This window comes from Bradyrhizobium sp. NAS96.2, assembly GCF_001908235.1.
Taxonomy (GTDB): domain Bacteria; phylum Pseudomonadota; class Alphaproteobacteria; order Rhizobiales; family Xanthobacteraceae; genus Bradyrhizobium.
Genome location: NZ_LGHK01000181.1, coordinates 1 through 22,650, shown reverse-complemented (window position 1 = coordinate 22,650; position 22,650 = coordinate 1). Strand labels below are relative to the sequence as shown.

At 65.5% G+C, this 22,650-nt stretch carries 21 protein-coding genes and 1 pseudogene; 14 read left to right on the top strand and 8 right to left on the bottom strand.

The features are described from left to right. Positions 1 to 180: 180 nt before the first annotated feature. Positions 181 to 1,422 (top strand): bifunctional glutamate N-acetyltransferase/amino-acid acetyltransferase ArgJ, encoded by a 1,242-nt coding sequence (argJ, locus tag AC628_RS31890; RefSeq protein WP_074130728.1) that lies wholly within the window; start codon positions 181 to 183, stop codon positions 1,420 to 1,422. Positions 1,423 to 1,559: 137 nt separating this feature from the next. Here the strand turns inward: argJ and AC628_RS31885 are convergent, their stop codons facing one another. After that, entirely contained in the window at positions 1,560 to 2,888 is a 1,329-nt protein-coding gene (locus tag AC628_RS31885; protein ID WP_074130727.1) for a TadE/TadG family type IV pilus assembly protein, read from the bottom strand. A 172-nt stretch (positions 2,889 to 3,060) separates the two neighbouring features. Between AC628_RS31885 and AC628_RS31880 the strand changes: the two genes are divergently transcribed. Beyond that, a complete protein-coding gene (locus tag AC628_RS31880; RefSeq protein WP_074130726.1) occupies positions 3,061 to 3,471 on the top strand; it encodes a (deoxy)nucleoside triphosphate pyrophosphohydrolase in 411 nt (136 codons plus the stop codon). 424 nt (positions 3,472 to 3,895) lie between these two features. On the opposite strand, the pseudogene AC628_RS31875 reads toward AC628_RS31880, so the two are convergent. Continuing rightward, positions 3,896 to 4,739: pseudogene (locus AC628_RS31875) on the bottom strand (methyltransferase domain-containing protein). Between the two features lie 78 nt (positions 4,740 to 4,817). Between AC628_RS31875 and AC628_RS31870 the strand changes: the two are divergent. From AC628_RS31870 to AC628_RS31850, 5 genes are read left to right on the top strand one after another with little or no spacing between them, the layout of a single operon-like run. Further along, positions 4,818 to 5,627: a ComF family protein gene (locus AC628_RS31870; protein WP_074130725.1), complete on the top strand. Its 810-nt coding sequence runs from the start codon at positions 4,818 to 4,820 to the stop codon at positions 5,625 to 5,627. 29 nt (positions 5,628 to 5,656) lie between these two features. Further along, complete coding sequence (grxC, locus tag AC628_RS31865; protein WP_074130724.1) at positions 5,657 to 5,929, top strand: glutaredoxin 3; 273 nt, start codon at positions 5,657 to 5,659, stop codon at positions 5,927 to 5,929. Next, positions 5,929 to 6,807 (top strand): carbon-nitrogen hydrolase family protein, encoded by an 879-nt coding sequence (locus AC628_RS31860; RefSeq protein ID WP_074130723.1) that lies wholly within the window; start codon positions 5,929 to 5,931, stop codon positions 6,805 to 6,807. Before grxC ends, AC628_RS31860 begins: the two co-directional genes overlap by 1 nt. Next, entirely contained in the window at positions 6,804 to 7,274 is a 471-nt protein-coding gene (locus AC628_RS31855; RefSeq protein ID WP_074130722.1) for a DUF1178 family protein, read from the top strand. The genes AC628_RS31860 and AC628_RS31855 overlap by 4 nt, the downstream gene beginning before the upstream one ends. Then, positions 7,271 to 7,699 carry an EamA family transporter gene (locus AC628_RS31850; protein WP_074130721.1) on the top strand — a complete coding sequence of 143 codons (429 nt, stop codon included), beginning with the start codon at positions 7,271 to 7,273 and terminating at the stop codon, positions 7,697 to 7,699. Before AC628_RS31855 ends, AC628_RS31850 begins: the two co-directional genes overlap by 4 nt. A gap of 58 nt (positions 7,700 to 7,757) precedes the next feature. Here the strand turns inward: AC628_RS31850 and AC628_RS31845 are convergent, their stop codons facing one another. The 4 genes from AC628_RS31845 to AC628_RS31830 all read right to left on the bottom strand — a co-directional run bounded on the left by AC628_RS31845 (position 7,758) and on the right by AC628_RS31830 (position 10,756). Then, a complete protein-coding gene (locus AC628_RS31845; RefSeq protein WP_074130720.1) occupies positions 7,758 to 8,657 on the bottom strand; it encodes an EamA family transporter in 900 nt (299 codons plus the stop codon). Positions 8,658 to 8,822: 165 nt separating this feature from the next. Further along, the gene (locus AC628_RS31840; protein WP_074130719.1) at positions 8,823 to 9,104 is read right to left on the bottom strand and encodes a GIY-YIG nuclease family protein; all 282 of its coding nucleotides are present in this window, start codon (positions 9,102 to 9,104) and stop codon (positions 8,823 to 8,825) included. A 387-nt stretch (positions 9,105 to 9,491) separates the two neighbouring features. After that, positions 9,492 to 10,274, bottom strand: a complete 783-nt coding sequence (gene ubiG / locus AC628_RS31835) for a bifunctional 2-polyprenyl-6-hydroxyphenol methylase/3-demethylubiquinol 3-O-methyltransferase UbiG (protein ID WP_074130718.1) — start codon at positions 10,272 to 10,274, stop codon at positions 9,492 to 9,494. Positions 10,275 to 10,288: 14 nt separating this feature from the next. Further along, positions 10,289 to 10,756: a PH domain-containing protein gene (locus AC628_RS31830; protein WP_074130717.1), complete on the bottom strand. Its 468-nt coding sequence runs from the start codon at positions 10,754 to 10,756 to the stop codon at positions 10,289 to 10,291. A gap of 209 nt (positions 10,757 to 10,965) precedes the next feature. On the opposite strand from AC628_RS31830, the gene AC628_RS31825 reads away from it, so the two are divergent. The 3 genes from AC628_RS31825 (at position 10,966) to prfA (ending at position 16,080) form a co-directional block, all read left to right on the top strand. Next, positions 10,966 to 12,222: an aspartate kinase gene (locus AC628_RS31825; protein WP_074130716.1), complete on the top strand. Its 1,257-nt coding sequence runs from the start codon at positions 10,966 to 10,968 to the stop codon at positions 12,220 to 12,222. A 443-nt stretch (positions 12,223 to 12,665) separates the two neighbouring features. Continuing rightward, positions 12,666 to 14,933, top strand: coding sequence for a phosphoenolpyruvate--protein phosphotransferase (ptsP, locus tag AC628_RS31820; RefSeq protein WP_074130715.1), 2,268 nt, complete (start codon positions 12,666 to 12,668; stop codon positions 14,931 to 14,933). Positions 14,934 to 15,000: 67 nt separating this feature from the next. Beyond that, entirely contained in the window at positions 15,001 to 16,080 is a 1,080-nt protein-coding gene (gene prfA / locus AC628_RS31815; protein ID WP_050630712.1) for a peptide chain release factor 1, read from the top strand. A 115-nt stretch (positions 16,081 to 16,195) separates the two neighbouring features. Here the strand turns inward: prfA and AC628_RS31810 are convergent, their stop codons facing one another. Both AC628_RS31810 and AC628_RS31805 read right to left on the bottom strand, forming a co-directional pair. Further along, positions 16,196 to 16,666, bottom strand: a complete 471-nt coding sequence (locus tag AC628_RS31810) for a MarR family winged helix-turn-helix transcriptional regulator (protein ID WP_074130714.1) — start codon at positions 16,664 to 16,666, stop codon at positions 16,196 to 16,198. Positions 16,667 to 16,812: 146 nt separating this feature from the next. Then, positions 16,813 to 17,301, bottom strand: a complete 489-nt coding sequence (locus AC628_RS31805) for a hypothetical protein (RefSeq protein ID WP_074130713.1) — start codon at positions 17,299 to 17,301, stop codon at positions 16,813 to 16,815. 244 nt (positions 17,302 to 17,545) lie between these two features. Here AC628_RS31805 and AC628_RS31800 point away from each other — a divergent pair, with 244 nt between their 5' ends. From AC628_RS31800 to AC628_RS31785, 4 genes are all read left to right on the top strand, one after another. Further along, on the top strand, positions 17,546 to 18,901 hold the full coding sequence (locus AC628_RS31800) for a substrate-binding protein (protein ID WP_074130712.1): 1,356 nt from the start codon (positions 17,546 to 17,548) through the stop codon (positions 18,899 to 18,901). A 103-nt stretch (positions 18,902 to 19,004) separates the two neighbouring features. Continuing rightward, complete coding sequence (locus AC628_RS31795) at positions 19,005 to 19,880, top strand: branched-chain amino acid ABC transporter permease (protein WP_074130711.1); 876 nt, start codon at positions 19,005 to 19,007, stop codon at positions 19,878 to 19,880. Positions 19,881 to 19,893: 13 nt separating this feature from the next. Next, on the top strand, positions 19,894 to 21,753 hold the full coding sequence (locus tag AC628_RS31790) for a branched-chain amino acid ABC transporter ATP-binding protein/permease (protein WP_074130710.1): 1,860 nt from the start codon (positions 19,894 to 19,896) through the stop codon (positions 21,751 to 21,753). Continuing rightward, positions 21,750 to 22,448 carry an ABC transporter ATP-binding protein gene (locus AC628_RS31785; protein WP_074130709.1) on the top strand — a complete coding sequence of 233 codons (699 nt, stop codon included), beginning with the start codon at positions 21,750 to 21,752 and terminating at the stop codon, positions 22,446 to 22,448. The genes AC628_RS31790 and AC628_RS31785 overlap by 4 nt, the downstream gene beginning before the upstream one ends. Positions 22,449 to 22,650 lie beyond the last annotated feature (202 nt).

Sequence of the window (22,650 nt, the reverse complement as noted above, 5' to 3'; positions counted from 1 at the left end):
GCGCAGCGCAATCCGGGACAGGATGATCCGCGGGCACAGCCGCCCCGGATTTCGCTTCGCTGCATCCGGGCTACGGGTCATCGCTTCTTGAACGATTCATGACAACGGCTGCAGCCCTCTCCCGCTCCAGCCGGCGAGATGTTATGCAGCGCTTCCCTCCCCGTAGCCGGAAGCTTGCCGATGTCCACCGCCGTCTCCCCCCTCGCCCCGCCTGACGTTCCCGAGATGCCCGTGATCGCGGGGGTGCGGCTTGCGACCGCTGCCGCCGGCATCCGCTACAAGGGCCGCACCGACGTGCTGCTCGCACTGCTGGACAAGGGCACCACGGTCGCCGGCGTCTTCACCAAGTCGAAGTGCCCGTCGGCACCGGTCGAATGGTGCCGCGCCAAGCTGAAGGGCGGAGCCGCGCGTGCGCTGGTGGTCAATTCCGGCAACGCCAATGCCTTCACCGGCAAGACCGGCAAGGCGTCCACCGCACTGACCGCGCAGATCGCGGCGAAGGCGGTCGGCTGTTCGACGTCGGACGTGTTCCTCGCCTCCACCGGCGTGATCGGCGAGCCGCTCGACGCCACCAAGTTCGACGGCGTGCTGGCGCAGCTCGCAGAGACCGCGACCCCGGATATCTGGATGGACGCGGCCAAAGCGATCATGACCACCGACACCTTCCCGAAGGTCGCCACCGCGACCGTCAAGCTCGGCAAGGCCAAGGTGACGATCAACGGCATGGCCAAGGGCGCCGGCATGATCATGCCCGACATGGCGACCATGCTGTCCTTCATCTTTACCGACGCGCCGCTGTCGGCCGGCGTTCTGCAATCGCTGCTCAAGGCCGGCGTCGAGGACACTTTCAATGCGCTGACCATCGACGGCGACACCTCGACCTCGGACACGCTGCTCGCCTTTGCGACCGGCGCTGCGGCCGCCAATGGCGCGCCGAAGATCTCGCGCGCCAGCGACCCGCGGCTGAAGGCGTTCACCAAGGCGTTCCAGCAGATCCTCGCTGACCTCTCCGAGCAGGTGGCGCGTGACGGCGAAGGCGCCCGCAAGCTGGTCGAGGTCGTGGTCGAGGGCGCGACCACCAAGCCGTCGGCGCGCAAGATCGCGATGTCGATCGCCAATTCGCCGCTGGTGAAGACCGCGATCGCCGGCGAGGACGCCAATTGGGGCCGCGTGGTGATGGCGGTCGGCAAGGCGGGCGAACCCGCCAACCGCGACAAGCTCTCGATCTCCTTCAACGGCATCCGTGTCGCCAAGAGCGGCGCGCGCGATCCGTCCTACAATGAGAGAGAGGTGTCGGAGGCGATGAAGGCGCCGAAGATCCAGATCAAGGTCGCGCTCGGCCTCGGCAAGGCGAAAGACCGCGTGCTGACCTGCGACCTCACCAAGGAATACGTCGCGATTAACGGCGATTACCGGTCGTAGCGGCTTGCACGCCATCGTCATTGCGAGGAGCGAAGCGACGAAGCAATCCATCTGTCCAAGCGCGTGGAAAGATGGATTGCTTCGCTTCGCTCGCAATGACAGGGTTGGTGCCGTCTTCCTGGCAGCCGGTCACGAGCCTAGCTGCTGATCCGCGCGTCGGCGACCGCCTTCTTGAACAGCGCGTTCATCGCGTCCGCGATGCCCTGCGTCGGGCTGACCTCGAAATAGAAGCCCGGCGACGCGCAGGCCTGCATGTTCTGTGCGATCTGGCTGTTCGGCGACGGACCGAACGGGCCCTGATTGAACGGATCGATCCAGGTCATGTACCAGTTGTTGGTCGGCAGCTGCAGGTAGGTGGTGTAGAGCACCGCGATCTTGATGCCGCGGTTCTTGATTGCCGTGCAGAGCGCCGGGTTGATCGGCGACTGGCAGCGATTGCTGCCGGTGATCGGCTTCAGGCAGCTTGAATTGGGTTCATCGGCGACGCCGTCGGACACGAAGAACAGATACTTCATCGGCGCCGAGGACGTGCCGGCGCCGGGCGCACTGATCGCGTTGCTGATGGCCGGAAGCACCGTCGAGAACTGGCTGTCCTTGTCGGCGGTGTAGGCGTCGTTGTTGCCGTAGACACCCATCAGGTCGATGTTGCCGGCCGCGGTCTTGGCGCTCGACAGGCTGGTCGACAGCGAGAACAGCGCGCGCAGGCCGATCGTCGCCGACGAAGCGCCGAAATCGTAGATCGCCATCCGGTACTGGCTGGAATAGGTCGCGGTGGTCGCGGCCGTATCCATCAGCTGCTGGGTCGCACTACGCAGCACGTCGATCCGCGTCGTCACGCCAAGCGTCTTGGCGAGATTGTAGTAGTTGTTTGAATCGTTGTAGTCGTGGCAGGCGAATGCGCACTTGTCCGGCGTGTTGTTGACCATCTTGGTCACGTCGGCGGGTGTCGCCGCAACTCCCATCGACGGCGAATTGTCGAGCAGCAGATAGAAATCGATATAGAGCGGCATGTTCGCGGTCGAGGTCGACGTGCCGGACACGCTCACCTTGCTACGCCCCATCACGCCGAGGAACATGGTCGGGACGTCGGCCGTGAACGTGACCGTCGAGGTGATGGTGCCGCCGCTCTTGGTCATGGTCGGCGTCACGCCGGTCAGGGTGAAGCCGTTCTGGTTGGAGATGTTGCCGTTGAAGATCTTCCTCGCATCGGCTTCTCCCGCCGAGATCTCGCCGTCCGAGGTCATGGCGCCGGCCGCGATGAAGCCGGGCGAGGACTTGGAGATCGATCCGACGCTCGCCGCGTCGGCGGCGGATATCAACTTGCTGCGGATCTGGTTGGCGCGGGAATAGTCGACCGCGGATCCGACCGCGACGAGCAGCGGTAGCAAGGCGAGGCCAAAGATCATCGCGATGTTGCCGGAGCGATCGCGGCTGAAACGGCTGACGGTCTGGAGCAAGGTGCGCATGGTTATGTCGGCAAAGAAAATGATGGGCAAATAAATCGGAAGCCTCACCCTGCCGGCTGCGCATTAAGGCCAACTTATCGCGAGCGCAGAAAAGGCGCGCGGGCACAAATCGTTTGGCTGGCGGCGCGTTGCTGGTTAATGAAAGCTTGCAAATTGGAAGGGACATCCCCGCATGGCTGACATCAAGCTGACCCTCGTCGTCGCCTGCGCGCTGGTCGATGCCGACAAACGCGTGCTCCTGGCGCAGCGCCCGGAAGGCAAGGCGCTGGCCGGCCTGTGGGAATTCCCCGGCGGCAAGATCGAGCCCGGCGAGCGGCCGGAGCAAACCTTGATCCGCGAGCTGCACGAGGAGATCGGCATCACCGTGAGCGAGCCGTGCCTGGCGCCGCTGACCTTCGCCAGCCATGCCTACGAGAGCTTCCATCTCTTGATGCCGCTCTACATCTGCCGGCGCTGGGAGGGCATGGCGGTGGCGCGCGAGGGCCAGAATCTCGCCTGGGTGCGCGCGGGCAAGCTGCGCGACTACCCGATGCCGCCGGCCGACATCCCGCTGCTGCCGCATCTGATGGATTTGCTGCTGTGACCTTCTTTGCCTGTCCCACTCGCGGGGAAGGCGCGTTGCCGAAATATCGAAAACAACCCCATGCAAAGTAGCCCCCGCTGCCGGCGTTCGGCACGGCGACTTGACACGTCGGGCAACTCACCGGCATAATTCCATTATTCCGAAATCGTGTAAGCAACCGTCGCCCGCCTTGTGAGAGAGGTTGGATCGCATCGACGACGGCGATCGACCGTAAGGGACACACGGTGGAGGGGCTCCCTCCCCCCTTGCGGGGGAGGGCTGGGGAGAGGGGTGCCACACGGCGCGCTCTCTCGGCATGCATCTTGAAGAGGGATGCAGAATTGCGAAAGCGATGATCACACTCGTATCTCGCCCGGGGCTACCCCTCTCCCCAACCCTCTCCCGCAAGGGAGAGGGAGCCTTGGCATCGTGCGCCCCTAACAGCTCAACGCTTCATCTGCCTCACCGCGGCCTCCAGACTCGCTTTCGCCGAGCCGGGCTTGAGCGGCTTTTGCTGGCTGTCATGCGGTGCCCAGCCGGACAGCCAGACGATGTCGAAGGTGGCGCGGATGCGGCCATCGGGATCGGCGAAGCGCTCGCCGTAAATCTGCGCCATGCGCAACATGGTGGCGCGGCGGGTCGGGGTGTGGCGTCGCTCGCGCAGCACATTGGTCGCGCCCATGCGCCTGAGATCGGCCATCAGCGCGAACGCACTGGAATAGCGCACCACGACGCGGTCGACGTCGGTGACCGGCAACGCGAAGCCGGCCCGCTGCAACAGCGCGCCGATGTCGCGCAGATCGGCGAACGGCGCGACGCGCGGCGACAGTCCGCCCTCGCATTCGGCTTCCGCCGCGGCAAAGCTCTGCCTGAGCTCGGTCAGCGTGTCGCCGCCGAGCATCGCAGCGAGCAGCAGCCCGTCCGGCCTCAGCGCGCGGCGAATTTGCGCCAGCACGCCAGGCAAATCATTGACGAACTGGAACGCCAGCGCGGAGACAACGAGATCGAGCGACTCCGGCGCCAGGCCGAGCGCTTCCGCTTCACCGAAGCCGATCGGATCGACCGATCCGACACGCCGGCGCAGGACGTCCGCGAGCCCGTCCCCCCGGCGTCCAGACGTCGGCCGCCGCCGAAAAGCTGCGCGACACCGCCTGCAAGCGGTCCGCCATGTCTTCCGTGGCGCGTTCGAGCAGGAACGTCGCCGCCCCCGCGGCCTGCGCACGCGCCAGCCGCGCGCCGAGCAAGGCGCGATCGAACAGAATGGGGGCCGTGGCCGGGGTCGTTGCCATCCGCGCTGGTTACGCCGGACCGCCGCCGCAGGCAATGCGCCTTGAGCCCGCGTTGCTCAAACGCTAGCCTCGTCCGCCATGGACGCCGAGGCATCACCGACACGCTCCATTGCCGGACATGTTCAGCGCGCGCTTGGCGCGGTCGGGGCCGCCTGGCTGCATACAGCGCGGCTCCTGCTCGACATCGCGCTGCCGACGCTGTGCGTGTCCTGCCGCGAGCCGGTCCATGGCGAGGGCGTCTGCGCGGCCTGCTGGGCGAAATTGTCGTTCATCGCGCCGCCGTTCTGCCCGCGGCTCGGCATTCCCTTCGTCTACGATCCCGGACCCGAATTGCTGTCGATGGAGGCGATCGCCAATCCGCCGGCCTACAGCAGAGCCCGCGCTGCGGTGCGCTACGACGACGTCGCGCGCACGCTGGTGCACGCATTGAAATACCAGGATCGCACCGATCTGGCGCCGACAATGGGTCGCTGGATGGCGCGCGCGGGGAAGGAATTGCTACAGGACGCCGACATGCTGGTGCCGGTTCCCCTGCATTGGCGGCGCGGCTGGAGCCGGCGCTACAACCAGTCCGGAGCGCTCGCCAAGGTGATCGCGCGCCAGAGCGGCGTCAAAATGGTGTCCGAGGCACTGCGGCGCACCCGCGCCACCGAGCAGCAGATCGGGCTGTCACGCAAGGACCGCGCCAGCAATGTGCAGGGCGCATTCGGGGTCACTGAGGAACGCAAGGCTGACATCCAGGGCCGCCGCGTGGTCCTGGTCGACGATGTCCTGACCTCGGGCGCGACAGTCGATGCCTGCGCGCGGGCGTTATTGCGCGCCAAAGCCGCGCAGGTCGACGTGCTGGTGTTTGCCCGGGTTGTCGATACCCACCGCGCTCCCATATAATCTGTCATTCAAGTTCAACCGAGCGCACCATGACCGCTGCCATTGAAATCTACACCCGCCCGGGCTGCGGTTATTGCACCGCGGCCAAATCGCTTTTGACGCGCAAGAACGCCGCGTTCACCGAATTCAGCGTTGCCAGCGACCCGGCCTATCGCGACGAGATGTACGATCGCGCCGGCGCCGGGTCGACCTTCCCGCAGATCTTCATCGGCAAGACCCATGTCGGCGGCTGCGACGAGCTCTACGCGCTCGATCGCGAGGGCAAGCTCGACGGCCTGCTCAGCAATGGAGGCGGCGCCTGATGGGTACGGACAACATTTTCACCGCCGCCATGGTGCAGATGCGCACCGGATTGCTGCCTGAGCCGAGCCTCGAACAGGGGACGCGGCTGATCCGCGAGGCGGCGGCGCAGGGCGCCAAATATGTGCTGACGCCTGAGGTCAGCAACATGATGCAGCTGAACCGCAAGGCGCTGTTCGAGCACCTGGCGAGCGAAGAGGACGACAAGTCGCTGCAGGCGTATCGCGCGCTGGCCGCCGAGCTGAAGATCCATCTGCATATCGGCTCGCTGGCATTGCGCTACTCGCCGGAGAAGGCGGTCAACCGCTCGTTCCTGATCGGGCCCGAGGGCAATGTGCTCGCGAGCTACGACAAGATCCATATGTTCGACATCGATCTGCCGGGCGGCGAGAGCTACCGCGAATCGGCCAACTACCAGCCCGGCGAGACCGCCGTGATCTCCGACCTGCCCTGGGGCCGGATCGGATTGACGATCTGCTACGACGTGCGCTTCCCGGCGCTGTATCGCGCACTCGCCGAAGCCGGCGCGTCATTCCTCACCGTGCCCTCCGCCTTCACCCGCAAGACCGGCGAAGCCCATTGGCACACGCTGCTGCGTGCCCGCGCCATCGAGACCGGCTGCTTCGTGTTCGCAGCGGCCCAGGCCGGCCTGCATGAGAACAAGCGCGAGACCTTCGGCCATTCGCTGATCATCGACCCCTGGGGCGAGATCCTTGCCGAGGGCGGCGTCGAGCCCGGCGTGTTCCTGGCCGAGATCGATCCCGCCAAGGTCGAGACCGCGCGCAAGACCATCCCATCGCTGCAGCATGGCAGGCGTTTCGGCATCGCCGACCCCAAGGCCGGCCCGGAGCATCTGCACCTCGTTCGGGGTTCGGCATGATCCGCTACACGCTCCGCTGCGAGCAAGGTCATCAGTTCGAGAGCTGGTTCCAGAGCTCCTCGGCCTATGAATCGCAGGAGCGGCGTCACCTGATCAATTGCCCGTCCTGCGGCTCTGACAAGGTCGAGCGCGCCATCATGGCGCCGCGGGTCGTCAGCAAGAAGGGCCGCGAACCGGCCCAGCCGGCGCCGGCGACGCCCGTCGAGACGACACCCAGCGAATCGACATCGCTGATGATGGCGCAGGAGCGCGAGCTGCGCAGCAAGCTGAAGGAACTGCGCGACCACATCGTGAAGAACGCCGACAACGTCGGCGACCGCTTCCCCAACGAGGCGCGCAAGATGCATTACGGCGATATCGAGCATCGGCCGATCTATGGCGAGGCCTCGCCCGAGGAAGCGCGCGCACTGATCGACGAGGGCGTCGAGGTCTCGCCGCTGCCGACGCTGCCGGAAGACCGGAATTGACCTCGACCTGGCAGGTCTGGGCGTTTCTGTCCGCCGTATTCGCGGCATTGACCGCGATCTTCGCCAAGGTCGGCGTCGAGGGCATCAATTCCGATCTCGCCACCCTGATCCGCACCGTGGTCGTGCTGATCACGCTGTCGGCGATCCTGTTTGCAACCGGGCAGTTCACCCAGTCCGGACCGATCTCGGCGAAAAGCTGGCTGTTCCTGCTGCTGTCCGGGCTCGGCACCGGCGCGTCGTGGATCTGCTATTTCCGCGCGCTCAAGCTCGGACCCGCCACGCTGGTCGCGCCGATCGACAAGCTCAGCGTGGTGCTGGTGGCGCTGTTCGGCGCCGCCTTCCTCGGCGAACGCCCCTCGGCCTATGGCTGGGTCGGGATCGCGCTGATCTCGGCTGGCGCGGTGCTGATCGCTGTAAAAGGCTAAAGCGTTTTCAAGCGAAGTGGGCACCGGTTCGCGTGAAGAAAACGCGTCAAACAAGAGTCTACGCAGCGATCAGCAGCGCGACGCCGATCACGATCAGCACGATGCCCGTCAGTTCGCGCAGCGAAAACGGCTGCTTGAGCGAGAAATACGCCACACCTTGCGCGAACAGCACCTCGATCAGCGCCAGTGTCCGCACATTGGCGGCGGCGGTGAGCGCGAACGCCAGGAACCAGAATTGCGAAGAGAACGCGCCCATGAAGCCCGCGAATAGCGAGGGCCGCCACAGGCCGAGGATCTTCCGCAGCACGTCGGGCGCGCGCAGCAAGAGATAGACCGACAGGATCAGCGTCTGGACGAGCAGGCTCCACATCAGCGTGTAGGAGGCCGCCGTCACGAACGAGACATCGGGCACCGCGATGATGGCGCCGCGAAAGCTCACCGCCGAGATCGCAAACACCGCAGCGGCGCCGAGGCCGAGCACGGTCGGGCGCAGATCGGCAAAGCCCTTTTTCCCGCCGGGCCTGAGCGCAGTGATGACGACGCCGACGGTCGCGATCACGATAGCGATGACCTTGGCCGACGTCAGATGATCGCCGAGGAAGCTGAAGCCGAAGATCGCGGTCTGGATCGCCTCGGTCTTCATATAGGCGGTGGTCACCACGAAGGAGCGGTCGTTCATCGCCAGCAGCATGAAGCCGGTGCCGACGATCTGGCTGAGCGCGCCGGACAGCAGCCACGGCCAGAACGACGCCATCGGCCACGGCACAGGGTCGCCGGTCACGATGATCGCGAGCGCGAAGAACACCACCGAGAACGGCAGGCCGAACAGGAAGCGGATATTGGTCGCGCCCCAGGTCCCGAGCGGCCCGGTGAGCTGCCGCTGCATCGCATTGCGCGCCACCTGCCCGAACGCAGCGACGATGGTGAAGGGAATCCAGAGCGAGGAGATGGTGAGCATGTGGGAGAAGTGTGCCGGGCGGGAGAATGCGCGCAGCGTGCCGATTGCGGCTGGTGTGGTCAACCGGAACGGTGCATGACTGGATTGCGCGCGAACCACACACTCGGTGTCGTCCCTGCGAAAGCAGGGACCCATAACCACAGGAAGCAGTATGTGGCACGCCGGTCAGACAAGCAGGTCGTCGAGGTCCCGCCACTCCGGATTTTCACGCTCGATCAGCTCGATCTTCCAATCAAGCTTCCATTTCTTGAGCTGCTTCTCGCGCGTGATGGCTTCCTCGGCGCGCTGATAGGATTCAACATGGACCAGGCGGAAGACGGCGTATGTCTTGACGAACGAGGAGCCTTTGCCATTGCGATGCTGCTCCAGCCGTGTCTGTACGGAATTCGTCACGCCGATATACAGCGTACCATAGCGTCGGCTGGCGAGAATGTAGACGTAGTACATGCTCGAAACGCTGACCTCACCCAATCATTGGGGCCGGTGGCTATGGGTCCCTGCTTTCGCAGGGACGACACCTATCGGGAGGACACAGCGTCTCACATCTCCACCAGCTGCGCCACAAGCTCCGCGTCGTCCCTGCTTTCGCAGGGACGACACCCATCGGGAGGACACAGCGTCTCACGTCTCCACCAGTCGCGCCACAAGCTCCGCGTCGCCCCGGCGAAAGCAGGGGCCCATAACCACAGGGAGCTGTTTGGGGCACGATGGCCGGACAGCCGACCCTACAACAAATCGGAACGCTGACCTCGCCCAACTATTGGGCCGGTGGTTATGGGTCCCTGCTTTCGCATGCTTTCGCAGGGACGACACCGGTTGTGTGGGTACGGTACCCTACACCTCCTCCGCGACCACCATGTAGTTCACGTCCATGTCGGTCGAGACGGTCCATTTGTCGGCGAGCGGGTTGTAGACCACGCCGGCCTGTTCGGTGATGGTGAGGTTGACGTCGCCGAGATAGCGTTCGAGCTCGGCGGGGGTGACGAACTTGCTCCAGTCATGGGTGCCGCGCGGCAGCCAGCGCAGCACGTATTCGGCGCCGACGATCGCCAGCGCAAAGCTTTTCCAATTGCGGTTCAGGGTCGAGACCACCATCAGCCCGCCGGGCTTGAGCATGACAGCGCAGCGCTTGATGAAGGCGCCGACGTCGTTGACGTGCTCGACCACCTCCATCGCCAGCACGATGTCGAAGCGCTCGCGCGCGTCCATCTCCTCCACCGTGGTGCAGCGGTAGTCGATCGACAGATGCCCCTTGTCGGCGTGCAGCTTTGCCGCGGCAATATTGGTGGCGGACGGATCGATCCCGATCACCTGGGCCCCTAACCGCGTGAACGGCTCGCACAACAGGCCGGCGCCGCAGCCGATGTCGAGCAGGCGCAGGCCGGACAGGCAGCTCAGGCTCTTGGCGTTGCGCTCGAACTTGCGACAGGCGGCGTCGCGGACATAGGTCAGGCGCAGCGGATTGATCTTGTGCAGCGGCGCCATCTTGCCGCGCGGATCCCACCATTCATCCGACAGTTTCGAGAACTTCGCGACCTCGGCCGGATCGACCGAGCCCGAGGAGGCATTGGCGGAGGAACTGGCGGAGGAATTGGAAAGAGTTGTTTGCGGTGCCATGATTGCGCGCGCCCCTATCGCGCGGTGATCGAATTGCGGAACGACAGCGGCGAGGCGATGGTCTTGATGGTCTCGATGCCCTCGCCGACGCCGCGGATGGTGACGTCGCCATAGTTGAGCAGCCGCCCCATGATGCTCTGGTTGACGTCGACGCTCTCGACCTTGTCGAGGCTCATCTCGAAGGTGCGGCGCTTGATGAAGCCGGTCTTGTGCACCACGCGGAAATTGGTGACGTCGGTTTCCGTGGTCCAGCGGTGGAACCAGGCCGCGCCGGTCCAGTACAGCGCCGCGACCGCGACCACAGCGGCGGCCGTCAGGCAGGCCAGCACCAGGCCTTCGACCGTCGTCATCCGCGACAGGATCAGCAGCGCCAGCACCACGATCCAGGCCGCGATTGCGGGCAGATAGAACATCCAGTGCGCATTGGTGGAATACAGCACCTTCTCGCCGGGCTGCAGGATTTCGTCGATATAGCGTCCCATCCAATCCGCCTTCGAGTTACCCGCTAGTCACCCTTGCGCCACAGCCCGGCCGCAACCGCCAAAATCACCCCCGGGGGACCGCAATGGACCCCTACCAACCGGCTTGCCCCCGGGCGCGGCGCTATGTATACGCGCCTTTCGGTCCCCGCGCTTGCGGTTTTCGGCGTGGGTTAACCTACTTATCCTCTTAAAGGAATAGACGCGTCGTCATGGGCCGCCTCGTGATGAAATTCGGCGGTACGTCCGTCGCCAATATCGATCGTATCCGCAACGTCGCGCAGCACGTGAAGCGCGAGGTCGACGCCGGCCACGAGGTCGCCGTCGTGGTCTCCGCGATGTCCGGCAAGACCAATGAGCTGGTGGCCTGGTGCACCGACGCCTCGCCGATGCACGACGCGCGCGAATATGACGCGGTGGTCGCCTCCGGCGAACAGGTCACCTCGGGCCTGCTTTCGATCGTGCTGCAGGGCATCGGCATCCAGGCGCGCTCCTGGCAGGGCTGGCAGATCCCGATCAAGACCTCGGATGCGCATGCCTCGGCGCGCATCCTGGAGATCGACGGCACCGAGATCATCACCCGCTTCAAGGATCGCAAGGAAGTCGCCGTGATCGCCGGCTTCCAGGGCATCAATCCCGATACCGGCCGCATCACCACGCTCGGCCGCGGCGGTTCGGACACCTCGGCGGTGGCGATCGCAGCCGCGCTGAAAGCCGACCGCTGCGACATCTACACCGATGTCGACGGCGTCTACACCACCGACCCCCGCGTGGTGCCGAAGGCGCGCCGGCTCGACAAGATCGCGTTCGAGGACATGCTGGAGCTGGCTTCACAGGGCGCCAAGGTGCTGCAGGTTCGCTCGGTGGAACTCGGCATGGTGCACAACATGCCGATCTTCGTGCGCTCCAGCTTCGACAAGCCAGAGGATATCGACCCGCACGCCAACCAGCCGCCGGGCACGCTGATCTGCAGCGAGGAGGAAATCATGGAAATGCACGTCGTCACCGGCATCGCCTTCTCCAAGGACGAAGCCCAGATTTCCGTGCGCCAGATCGAGGACAAGCCCGGCGTCGCCGCGGCGATCTTCGGGCCGCTCGCGGATGCCAACATCAACGTCGACATGATCGTGCAGAACGTGTCGGAGGACGGCAAGACCACCGACCTCACCTTCACCGTGCCGGCCGCCGACTACAACCGCGCCAAGGACACCATTACCTCCGCCAAGGCCAAGATCGGCTATATCAGGCTCGACACCGCAACCGACGTCGCCAAGGTGTCGGTGATCGGCAGCGGCATGCGCAGCCACGCCGGCGTCGCGGCGAAGGCGTTCAAGGCGCTGGCCGAGCGCAACATCAACATCCGCGCCATCACCACCTCCGAGATCAAGTTCTCGGTCCTGATCGACGCCGCCTACACCGAACTCGCGGTGCGCACGCTGCACACGCTGTACGGCCTGGATCAGGCGTAGGGGTCAACGGCAGGCGGAGGCCCTCCTCCGTGATTCCGGGGCGCGCCTCTTGGCGCGAGCCCGGAATCCATCGGGCCGCGGGTTTTGCGGATGAATGGATTCCGGGCTCTCGCTTCGCGAGCCCCGGAATGACGGGGAGAAGCGGGAGCCGTGCTCCACTACCCCTGCCCCGGAGTTAGAATTTCTCTTAGCGGGCGCAGCATTGGGCTGACGCAGACGTTATTTGCTACTGGCAGGCGTTTTGCTTGGCAAAGCGAGCCTCGATTGGCTATACGGCCAGTCAGGTAGGCTGTCGCAAACTGTGGCACAGTTTTAGTGACCGCGAATCGGCGGGAACTGGCGCGAGCGGCACGCCGAATGACTAAAATTGTTGTTTTTGACGAGTTTTGCGCCAGCGGCCGGCCGGCCCGGTGCGCCGGCCTCGTGGGGAGGGACTGAAGCAAATGCGGAGCGCGTCGGGAGGCCCACGCATCCTGTTGAGACGGCTCCGCGAAACCATGGCGGAGCAAGTCTCCGCCCAGGAGCGCCTCGACAAGATCGTGGTGCTGATCGCGGCCAACATGGTGGCCGAGGTCTGCTCCTGCTACGTGCTGCGCATCGACAACACCCTCGAACTCTACGCCACCGAAGGTCTGAACCGCGACGCCGTGCACCGCACCGTGCTGAGCGCGCATGAGGGCCTGGTCGGCCTCGTCGCCAGCGAGGCAACGCCGCTCAATCTGTCCGACGCGCAAAGCCATCCGGCCTTCGCCTACCGCCCGGAGACCGGCGAAGAGGCCTACCACTCGTTCCTCGGCGTGCCGATCCTGCGCGCCGGCAACACGCTCGGCGTGCTCGTGGTGCAGAACCGCGCCAAGCGCACCTATGTCGAGGAAGAGGTCGAGGCGCTGCAGACCACCGCCATGGTGCTGGCGGAGATGATCGCCTCCGGCGAGCTTGCCGCGCTGGCGCAGCCGGGCGCCGAACCCGCCGCGCGGCACTCGCTGCACAAGACCGGTGCAGTGCTCTCCGACGGCATCGCGCTCGGCCATGTCGTGCTGCACGAGCCGCGCGTCGTCATCACCAACTATATCGCCGAGGACCTGCCGAAGGAGATCAAGCGGCTCGACACCGCGCTCGCCAATCTGCGCGCCGACCTCGACCGCATGCTGGAGCGCGGCGACGTCGCCGACGGCGGCGAGCACCGCGAGGTGCTCGAAGCCTACCGCATGTTCGCCAACGACCAGGGCTGGTCGCACAAGCTGCATGAGGCGGTCGCCACCGGCCTCACCGCGGAAGCCGCCGTCGAACGCGTGCAGTCCGACACCCGCGCGCGCATGCTGCGCTCGACCGATCCGTATCTGCGCGACCGGTTGCACGACCTGGAAGATCTCGGCCATCGTCTGATGCGGCAACTGGTCGGCCAGGACCATGCGCCGTCGCGCGAGCAGCTGCCCGACAATGCCATCCTGATCGCCCGCGCGATGGGCCCGGCGGCGCTGCTCGACTATGACCGCAAGCGGCTGCGCGGCCTGGTCCTGGAGGAAGGCACCGCGAACTCCCACGTCTCGATCGTGGCGCGCGCGCTCGGCATTCCCGCGGTCGGCGAGGTGCCGAACGCACCGGGCATCGCCGACCCCGGCGATGCCATCATCGTCGACGGCATCTCCGGCGAGATCTATGTCCGCCCGTCGACCGAGATCGAATCGGCCTATGCCGAGCGCGTCCGGTTCCGGGCGCGGCGGCAGGCGCAATATTCGGCGCTGCGCGACAAGCCCTGCGTGACCAAGGACGGCCAGCCGATCGAGCTCCTGATCAATGCCGGCCTGACCATCGACCTGCCGCATATCGACGACACCGGCAGCGCCGGCATCGGCCTGTTCCGCACCGAATTGCAGTTCATGGTGAGCCCGAACCTGCCGCGCTCGAGCGACCAGCTCGCGCTGTACCGCACTGTGCTCGACGCCGCGGGCTCCAAGCCCGTCACCTTCCGCACGCTCGACATCGGCGGCGACAAGGCGCTGCCCTATATGGAGACCGTGGTCGAGGAAAATCCCGCGCTCGGCTGGCGCGCGATCCGGCTCGGCCTCGACCGCCCCGGCCTGCTGCGCGGCCAGATCCGCGCGCTGCTGCGCGCCGGCGGCGGCCGCGCGCTGAAGATCATGTTCCCGATGATCTCCGACATCGCCGAATTCGATCAGGCCAAGGCGATCGTCGAGCGCGAGCTGACCTATCTGCGCCAGCACGGCCATTCGCTGCCCGAGCGGATCGATATCGGCACCATGGTCGAGGTGCCGGCGCTGCTCTACCAGCTCGACGAGCTCCTGAAGAAGGTCGACTTCGTCTCGGTCGGCTCCAACGACCTGTTCCAGTTCCTGTTCGCGGTCGACCGCGGCAATGCCAAGGTCTCCGAGCGCTTCGACATCCTGTCGGCGCCGATCCTGCGCGCGCTGCGCGACATCGTGCGCAAGGCCAAGGCGGCGAAGAAGGCCGCCTCGCTGTGCGGCGAGATGGCCTCGAAGCCGATCGGCGCGCTGGCGCTGATTGCACTCGGCTATCGCTCGCTGTCGCTGTCGGCGACCGCGCACGGCCCGGTCAAGGCGATGATCCTCGACCTCGACGCCGGGAAGGCGGAGGCGATGATCAATCCGCTGCTGGACGCGCCGGTCGGCAGCGTCTCGATCCGCGAGGCGCTGACGAAGTTTGCGGAAACCGAGGGGCTGGCCTTGTAGCGACGCTGCCGTCGCCGCTATCGCCCCTTTGCGCCCTTCGCGCCTCCAGCAAATTCGAGATACCGCCATGCTACCCGAAGCCAAACTCGACGTCCTGCTCGCCCATCATGCCTCGCTCGAGGCCGAGCTGCTCGGCGAGGTGAAGTCCGATCGATACGTTGCGATCACGCGCGAGCTCGCCGAGCTCAATCCGCTGATCGACGCGGTGAAGCTCTATCGCTCCGCTCGCACCGAACTCGCCGACACCGAGGCGATGCTGGCGGACGCGGGGACCGACGCCGAGATGCGCAGCATGGCGGAGGCCGAGCTGGAGACGTTGCAGGCGCGCATCGGCGAGCTCGAGCAGCAGATCCGGATCGCGCTGCTGCCGAAGGATGCGATGGACGACCGCAACGTGATGCTGGAAATCCGCGCCGGCACCGGTGGCGACGAGGCCTCGCTGTTCGCCGGCGACCTGTTCCGGATGTATGAGCGCTTCGCGGCCTTGCAGGGCTGGAAGGTCGAGGTGATCTCGGCGAGCGAGGGCACCGTCGGCGGCTACAAGGAAATCATCGCCGAGGTGCAGGGCCGCGGCGCCTTCGCCAAGCTGAAATTCGAATCCGGCGTGCACCGGGTGCAGCGCGTGCCCGACACCGAGACGCAGGGCCGCATCCACACCTCGGCCGCAACCGTCGCCGTGCTGCCCGAAGTCGAGGACGTCGACGTCGACATCAAGGACACGGATCTGCGGATCGAAACCATGCGCGCCGGCGGCGCCGGCGGTCAGCACGTCAACAAGACCGAGTCCGCAATCCGCATCACCCATCTGCCGACCGGCATCGTGGTGATGATGCAAGACAGCCGCTCGCAGCACAAAAACCGGGCGTCGGCGATGAACATCCTGCGCTCGCGCATCTACGACGCCGAGCGCCAGCGCGTCGAGGCCGCGCGCTCCGCCGACCGCAAGGAGAAGGTCGGCTCCGGCGACCGCTCCGAGCGCATCCGCACCTACAACTTCCCGCAAGGGAGAGTCACCGACCACCGCATCAATTTGACGCTCTACAAGCTGCCGCAGGTGATCGCGGGCGAGGCGCTCGGCGAACTGATCGATGCGCTGACCACGGAGCACCAGGCCGCGCAGCTCGCTGCGCAGGGCGCGGCGGCCTAGAGCCTTTCCCGTTCCGATGGAATCGGAACGGGACTCTAGGTTTTTGTCTTGACGCGTTTTCTTCACGCGAACCGGTATCCACTTCGCTCGAAAACGCTCTAACGCGCGCGGCCGCTTACGGCTCGCCGGGCTGTGGTGAGGATCTCAGCAAGCGGCGCAATGCCGGGCTCGCGGCGCGGCGCAGCTCTTCGATGTTCTTCTTCGAGATGGCCTGCAGCTTCTGCTCGCCCTTCGCCGTCAGCTTGAGCTGAACCCGCCTGCCGTCCTCGGGATCGGTGACCCGGCTGATCAGCCCGAGCTTGGCCATGCGATTCATCAATTCGACGGCGGAATGGTGCCGTATCAGCAGAAACCGGGCGATGTCGCCGACGCTGGGAGGGCCGGGCTCGACGAAGCCCTTGATCCCGAGCAGCGCCTGATGCTGCTGCGGCGTCAGCCCGGCCTTGCGGGCCCCCTCTTCGCTGAACGCGAGAAACGTCCGCAGCTCGAAGCGAAACTGCGCCAGGGCCCGGTAGTCCACCGTCGCGGCCACCGCGTTTCGTTTCGCGGTCGTGCCTGGCGTTCGTCGCTGCTTGGCTTGAGGCATGCCGTCGTCCCGTCGCTGGTTCGCTCCGCCGGACGGCAGAAGCCTGCGCGACGCTAGCAAGCCCGAGCCGGGCGGACCATCCTACCGGCAGCCTTTGCACTTATGTTTTCAACGGTTTGACTGTCGCGCCGAGCCGTCCGGCAAGATCACGGCTGCGGCCAGTGATCGTAGCTCGAACTCAATATCTTCAGGAGCACGATCTGGAAGGCGACCGGAATCCGCGGGCTGCGGCGGCGGATCGACTTCTCCAGCGCCTCGGTGATCTCGCTCTTGGTGAGATGCCCGGCCGAGGCCCGCTCGACCAGGCCACCCCAGACTTCGGATAGCGACTTGCCGGTATGATGCGGCGCCGGGATCGAGATCCCACGCGAGGCGGCCCAATCGATGATCTCGCGCATGGTCTGCCGCCCGCAATTTCGCGCCGTCGCAAGATGGCGCGCGGTGAGCAGGCGCAGCAGATCGTCCGGCGGCGTCCAGCCGACCTTCGGCGGCACGTCGTCGGTCAGTTCCACCGACAACTCCTTCAGGACGTTCATCGCGCGGATGCTCAGGCCGCCCGATGGCTCGGCGCCGCCGTCCGCGGTGACGGCGTGCTCCGCGGTATTTGCGCTGCGACTTGAAGGCTCCTGGATCATCGCCCCCTCACTTACAGGACCCGCACCCGGACGGTAAACCCTCGATACATCGTGGAACGATATTAATTCTATCGTAGGACGATATGATTCGACGAAAGGTGACATTGACTAAATATCCCGGTGGGGAATTGTAGCTGTGACGGGCTGCTGCATCGCAGCCGGCGCATCCAGCCGCCGATCGATCCGATCCGGCGACCAATGAACATGCGCGCCAACAATCAATATAATTGGAGGATACCGAGCGATGAGCACCAAAGATTTTCGGCCGGGCAGCGCATTCAACGTCTCGCGTCGCACCCTGCTGCAAGCCGGCGCCGGCCTGATCGGCGGCACCGTGCTGCCGGCCTCGATCGCATCGCGGGCATTCGGCGAAGACAAGCCGGCGATCGGGACCTTTCCCGCCGGCACGTCCGGGTCCTCCGCCTTCATCGGCATCTCGGTGCCGCGCACCGGCACCTACGCGGTGCAGGGCGAGGATGAATTGAAGGGCTATCAGCTCGCGATCGAGCACATCAACAGCGGCCACGAGCTGATCAAGAAGATCTCGCCGAAGACCAGCAAGGGCGTGCTCGGCAAGGAATTGAAGTACGGCGTGGCGGATTCCGCGGCGAAGCCGAACGAGGCCGTGCAGGCGCAGCAGCGCTTCATCTCGGAGAACAAGGCGGTGATGATCACCGGCGGCACGTCGAGCGCGGTCGCGGTCGCGCTGAACAAGCTGGCGCAGCGCGAGAAGGTGATCTTCGTCTGCGGCATCTCCGGCTCCAACGACACCACCGGCAAGGATTGCGTGCGCTACGGCTTCCGCCAGAATTTCTTCGGCCAGACCGCGGCGGCGGCGATCGCGCCGGTGCTGATCAAGCAGTTCGGCAAGGGCAAGAAAGCCGCCTACCTGACGCCGGACTACACCTACGGCCACACCGTGACCAAGTCGATGCAGGACTTCCTCGCCCAGGCGGGCTGGACGACGGTCACCAATCAAGTGTCGCCGCTCGGCGCCCCCGACTATTCGTCGTACCTGCTGAATGTCGCCAATTCCGGCGCCGACGTGCTGATCAACGTCAACTGGGGCCACGACGCCGTGCTGTCGACGCAGCAGGCCAAGCAGTTCGGCGTGCTCGACAGGATGAAGCTCGTGGTGCCCTACCAGGTGCCGTTCATCGCCCGCGAGACCGGCGGCCTGATGCAGGGCGTCTACGCCGCGACGGATTACTGGTGGACCATCGAGGACAAGTATCCGCTGGCCAAGCTGTTCAACGACACCTTCGAGAAGAAGTTCGGCTACAAGCCGGAATGGGGCGCCGAGAACGCCTATGTCAGCTTCGCGCACTGGGCCCGCATGGTCGAGGAAGCCGGCAGCTTCTATCCGCCCGATGTCATCAAGGCCTATGAGAAGGGCGAGACCATCCCCTCGCTGGTCGGCGACGTGCATTATCGTCCCGAGGATCACCAGTGCGTCCGCCCCGTCATCATCGTCCGCGGCAAGATGGAAAAGGAGATGAAGAACAAGGAGGATTATTACGAGGTGGTCGAGATCGTCCCCGGCGACGGCCTCATGCAGAAGCCGGACGCGTTCGGCTGCCATCTCGGCGACTACACCTGATCGACGTGGGACGACTCGGCGCCGTGGGCGGGGCGACCCGATCCGCGGCGCCGCTTTGTGTCGGAACGTATCCTCCATTGACCGGGCCAACTGAACGCACGCCATGATCAACTGGCCAAATTTCGTCTCGCAACTTTTCAACGGGCTGGCGCTCGGCGCGCTGCTCGCGCTGATCAGCTCCGGGCTGACGATCATCTACGGCACGCTCGGGGTGCTCAACCTCGCCCACGGCGCCATGTTCATGATCGGCGGCTACGCCGGATACGTGGCCTATTCCTACACCGGCTCATTCATTCTTGCGGTCATCGCGGGCTCGCTGTTCGTGATGGTGCTCGGGGTGGCGATGGAGCGGATCATCATCCGCCACTTCTACCATCGCCCGCATGAGGACCAGCTGCTGGTGACCTTCGGCCTCGGCATCTGCTTCGTCGAGATCGTCCGGCTGATCTTCACCAGCCAGTCGCAGGTGGTGCCGCCACCGGCGCTGCTGCAGGGCATCACCTCGCTCGGCTTCCTGTTCTACCCGACCTACCGGCTCGCCGTCGTCGGCATCGTCGCGGTCGCGCTCGGCGGATTGTTCCTGATCCTCTATCGCACCCGGCTCGGCATGATCGTGCGCGCCGGCATCGAGGATTCGGTGATGGTCGATTCGCTCGGCATCAACGTCTACCGCGTCTTCATGATCGTGTTCGGCATCGGCGCGATGGCCGCGGGCTTCGCCGGCATCATCAACGCGCCGGTGGTGTCGCTGACGCCGGGTGTCGGCGACGACATCCTGGTCGAGACCTTCGTGGTGGTGGTGATCGGCGGCGTCGGCTCGTTTCCCGGCGCGATCCTCGGCGGGCTGATCGCCGGCGAGATCATCAGCATCACCTCGATGTTCAACCCCGGTTACGCCTACGTCATGCTGTTCGCGGCGATGACGCTCGTGCTCGTGCTCCGACCGCATGGCCTGCTCGGCACGCAGGGCCGCGAATGACGACGGATCCCAAATGCTGAAGCAGCGCCCATACCTGATCGAATTCCTGACCGCCGCGGGCCTGGTCCTCGCGCCCTTCGTGCTGCCGTGGCTCGGCTTCGCGCCCAACACGGTGAACCGGATCCTGGTCTGGGGCCTGTTCGGCCTCGGCTTCGACATCCTGTTCGGCTTCACCGGCCTGCTGTCGTTCGGCCAATCGGCCTTTTACGGCACCGGCGGCTTCGTCGCCGCTTATTTGCTGACCCGCGCCGGCTTCCCGTATGTCGCGCTCGCGCTCGTCATCGGCATGATCGCCGCCGCCGCCACCGGCTACCTGATCGGCCTGATCGCGCTGCGCCGCACCGGCATCTACTTCGCGATGATCACGGTCGCGATCGCGGAGGTGTTCTTCTTCGTCGAGTTCAATCCGCTGTCGGACTTCACCGGCGGCGAGAACGGGCTGCCGGGCGTGCCGACCCCGAGCTTCAATCTCGGCTTCACCACGCTGCACTTCACCACCGGCTGGTCGCTCTACCAGTTCCTGGCGCTGTGCTACTTCATCGGCGTCGTGATCGCGCTGCGCATCGTGCGCTCGCCGGTCGGCGCCGTGTTCAGTGCGATCCGGGACAATCCACTGCGTGCGACCGCGGTCGGCCACAACATCCACGGCTACAAGCTGACCGCCTTCGTGATCGCCGCCGCCTATGCCGGCTTTGCCGGCGGTCTCCTGGGCGTGCTGCAAGCCTTCATGCCGCCCGACGCCTTCACCTTCGACACCTCGGGCCAGCTCGTGATGCAGACCGCGATCGGCGGCCGCGGCACGCTGTTCGGGCCGCTGGTCGGCGCCGCGGTGTGGCTGTCGCTGCAGGACTTCCTGCAGGCAGCACTCGGGCTCGGCGCGGCCTGGAAGCTCGTGCTTGGCGTCGTGTTCGTGCTGCTGGTGTGCTTCCTGCGCCGCGGCATCATCGGCGGGCTCGCCGATCTCTATGGCCTGCTGACCGGACAGCGCGGCGTGCGCGAGCCGGACGAGAGCGAGCCGGAGGTGGTCGCCGTCGCAAGCACGCCGCACGCCGCGATCGCCGCGGCTGCGCCGACGCCGGTGCGGCCGCGGCCCGCGGGCAGTCCCTCGGGTCCGATCCTCCAGGCCAAAGGCCTGACCAAACGCTATGGCGGCCTGCTCGCCAACAGCGACATCGACTTCACGGTCAATCACGGCGAGCTGCGCGGCATCATCGGCCCCAACGGCGCCGGCAAGTCGACTTTCTTCAAGATGCTGACCTGCGAGGTGCACCCGACCTCTGGCACCATCCTGTTCGAGGGCCGCGACATCACCGGCATGAACGTCACCGACGTCTGCCAGCTCGGCCTGACCAAGAGCTACCAGGTCAACCAACTGTTCGCCGGGCTGACCGTGCGCGAGAATTTGGTGATCGCGGCGCTGTCGGGGCTTCGCGGCAAGTTCAGGCTCGACCTGTTCCGCAGCATCGACAGCATCCCCGGCCTGTCCGAGCGCGTGCAACAGACGCTTGAGCTGGTCAATCTCACCTCGCGGCCCGATACGCCGGTCTCCGAGCTCGCCTATGGCGAGAAGCGGCGGCTCGAGATCGGGCTGGCGCTCGCGACATCGCCCAGCCTGTTGCTGCTCGACGAGCCGCTGGCCGGCATGAGCCCGCGCGAGCGCGTCGAGACCGTGAAGCTGCTGAAATCGATCAGCCAGGGCCGCACCATGATCATCATCGATCACGACATGGATGCGCTGTTCGAGCTCGCCGAGCGCGTCACCGTGCTGCAGGAAGGCCGCGTGCTGGTCGAGGGAACGCCGGAAGAGATCAAGAACAATTCGACCGTCCAGGAAGCCTATCTTGGCGGCGTGCATGGAGTGCTCGCTGCATGAGTTTGCTCGAGGTTAGCGGACTGAACAGCTATTACGGGGACTCCCACATCCTGTTCGACGTCTCCTTGCGCGTCGAGCGCAACGAGGTGGTGGCGCTGCTCGGCCGCAACGGCGCCGGCAAGAGCACGACGCTGAAGAGCCTGATGGGCGTCGTCACCCCGCGCCGCGGCTCGGTGAGGTTCGACGGCATCGACATCGCCGGCAAGAAGAGCCACAAGATCGCGCAGGCCGGCATGCAGCTGGTTCACGAGGAGCGCCGCATCTTCGGCAGCCTGAGCGTCGAGGAGAACCTCGTGATCGCCGGCCTGACCGCTTCGCAGCGCTGGCCGCTCGAGCGCATCTACGAGATGTTTCCGCGGCTCCGCGAGCGGCGCGGCAATCGCGGCACCGACCTCTCGGGCGGCGAGCAGCAGATGCTGGCGATCGCACGCGCTCTGGTACGCGATCCCAAGATCATCCTGCTCGACGAGCCGTTCGAGGGGCTGGCGCCGGTGATCGTGCGCGACCTGATGAAGGCGTGCCGCGATCTCGCCGAGGCCGGACAGACCATCGTGCTGGTCGAGCAGAACCTCGCCGCGACGCTGGCGCTCGCGCAGCGCATCTACATCATCAACAACGGACACATCGTCCATGAAGGGCCCGCGCAGGAGATCACGGCACAGCCTGACGTGCTGCAACGGTATCTCGGGGTGTAGGGCGAACCCGCCACCGCAGGTGCGCGGCCAAAATATTGAAAAACAACCCCATGCAAGGGAGCTGGCGGCTGCCGGCATTCGGCAGGGCGGCTGTCCGTAGCGGGTGAAGATGTCGTGTTTTTGTAGCTCGTGATCTGTCGCCTTCGTTTCTGATTTGCAGGGGAGCCGGAAGGCGGGGACGGCTTTCCCTGATTGATCATGC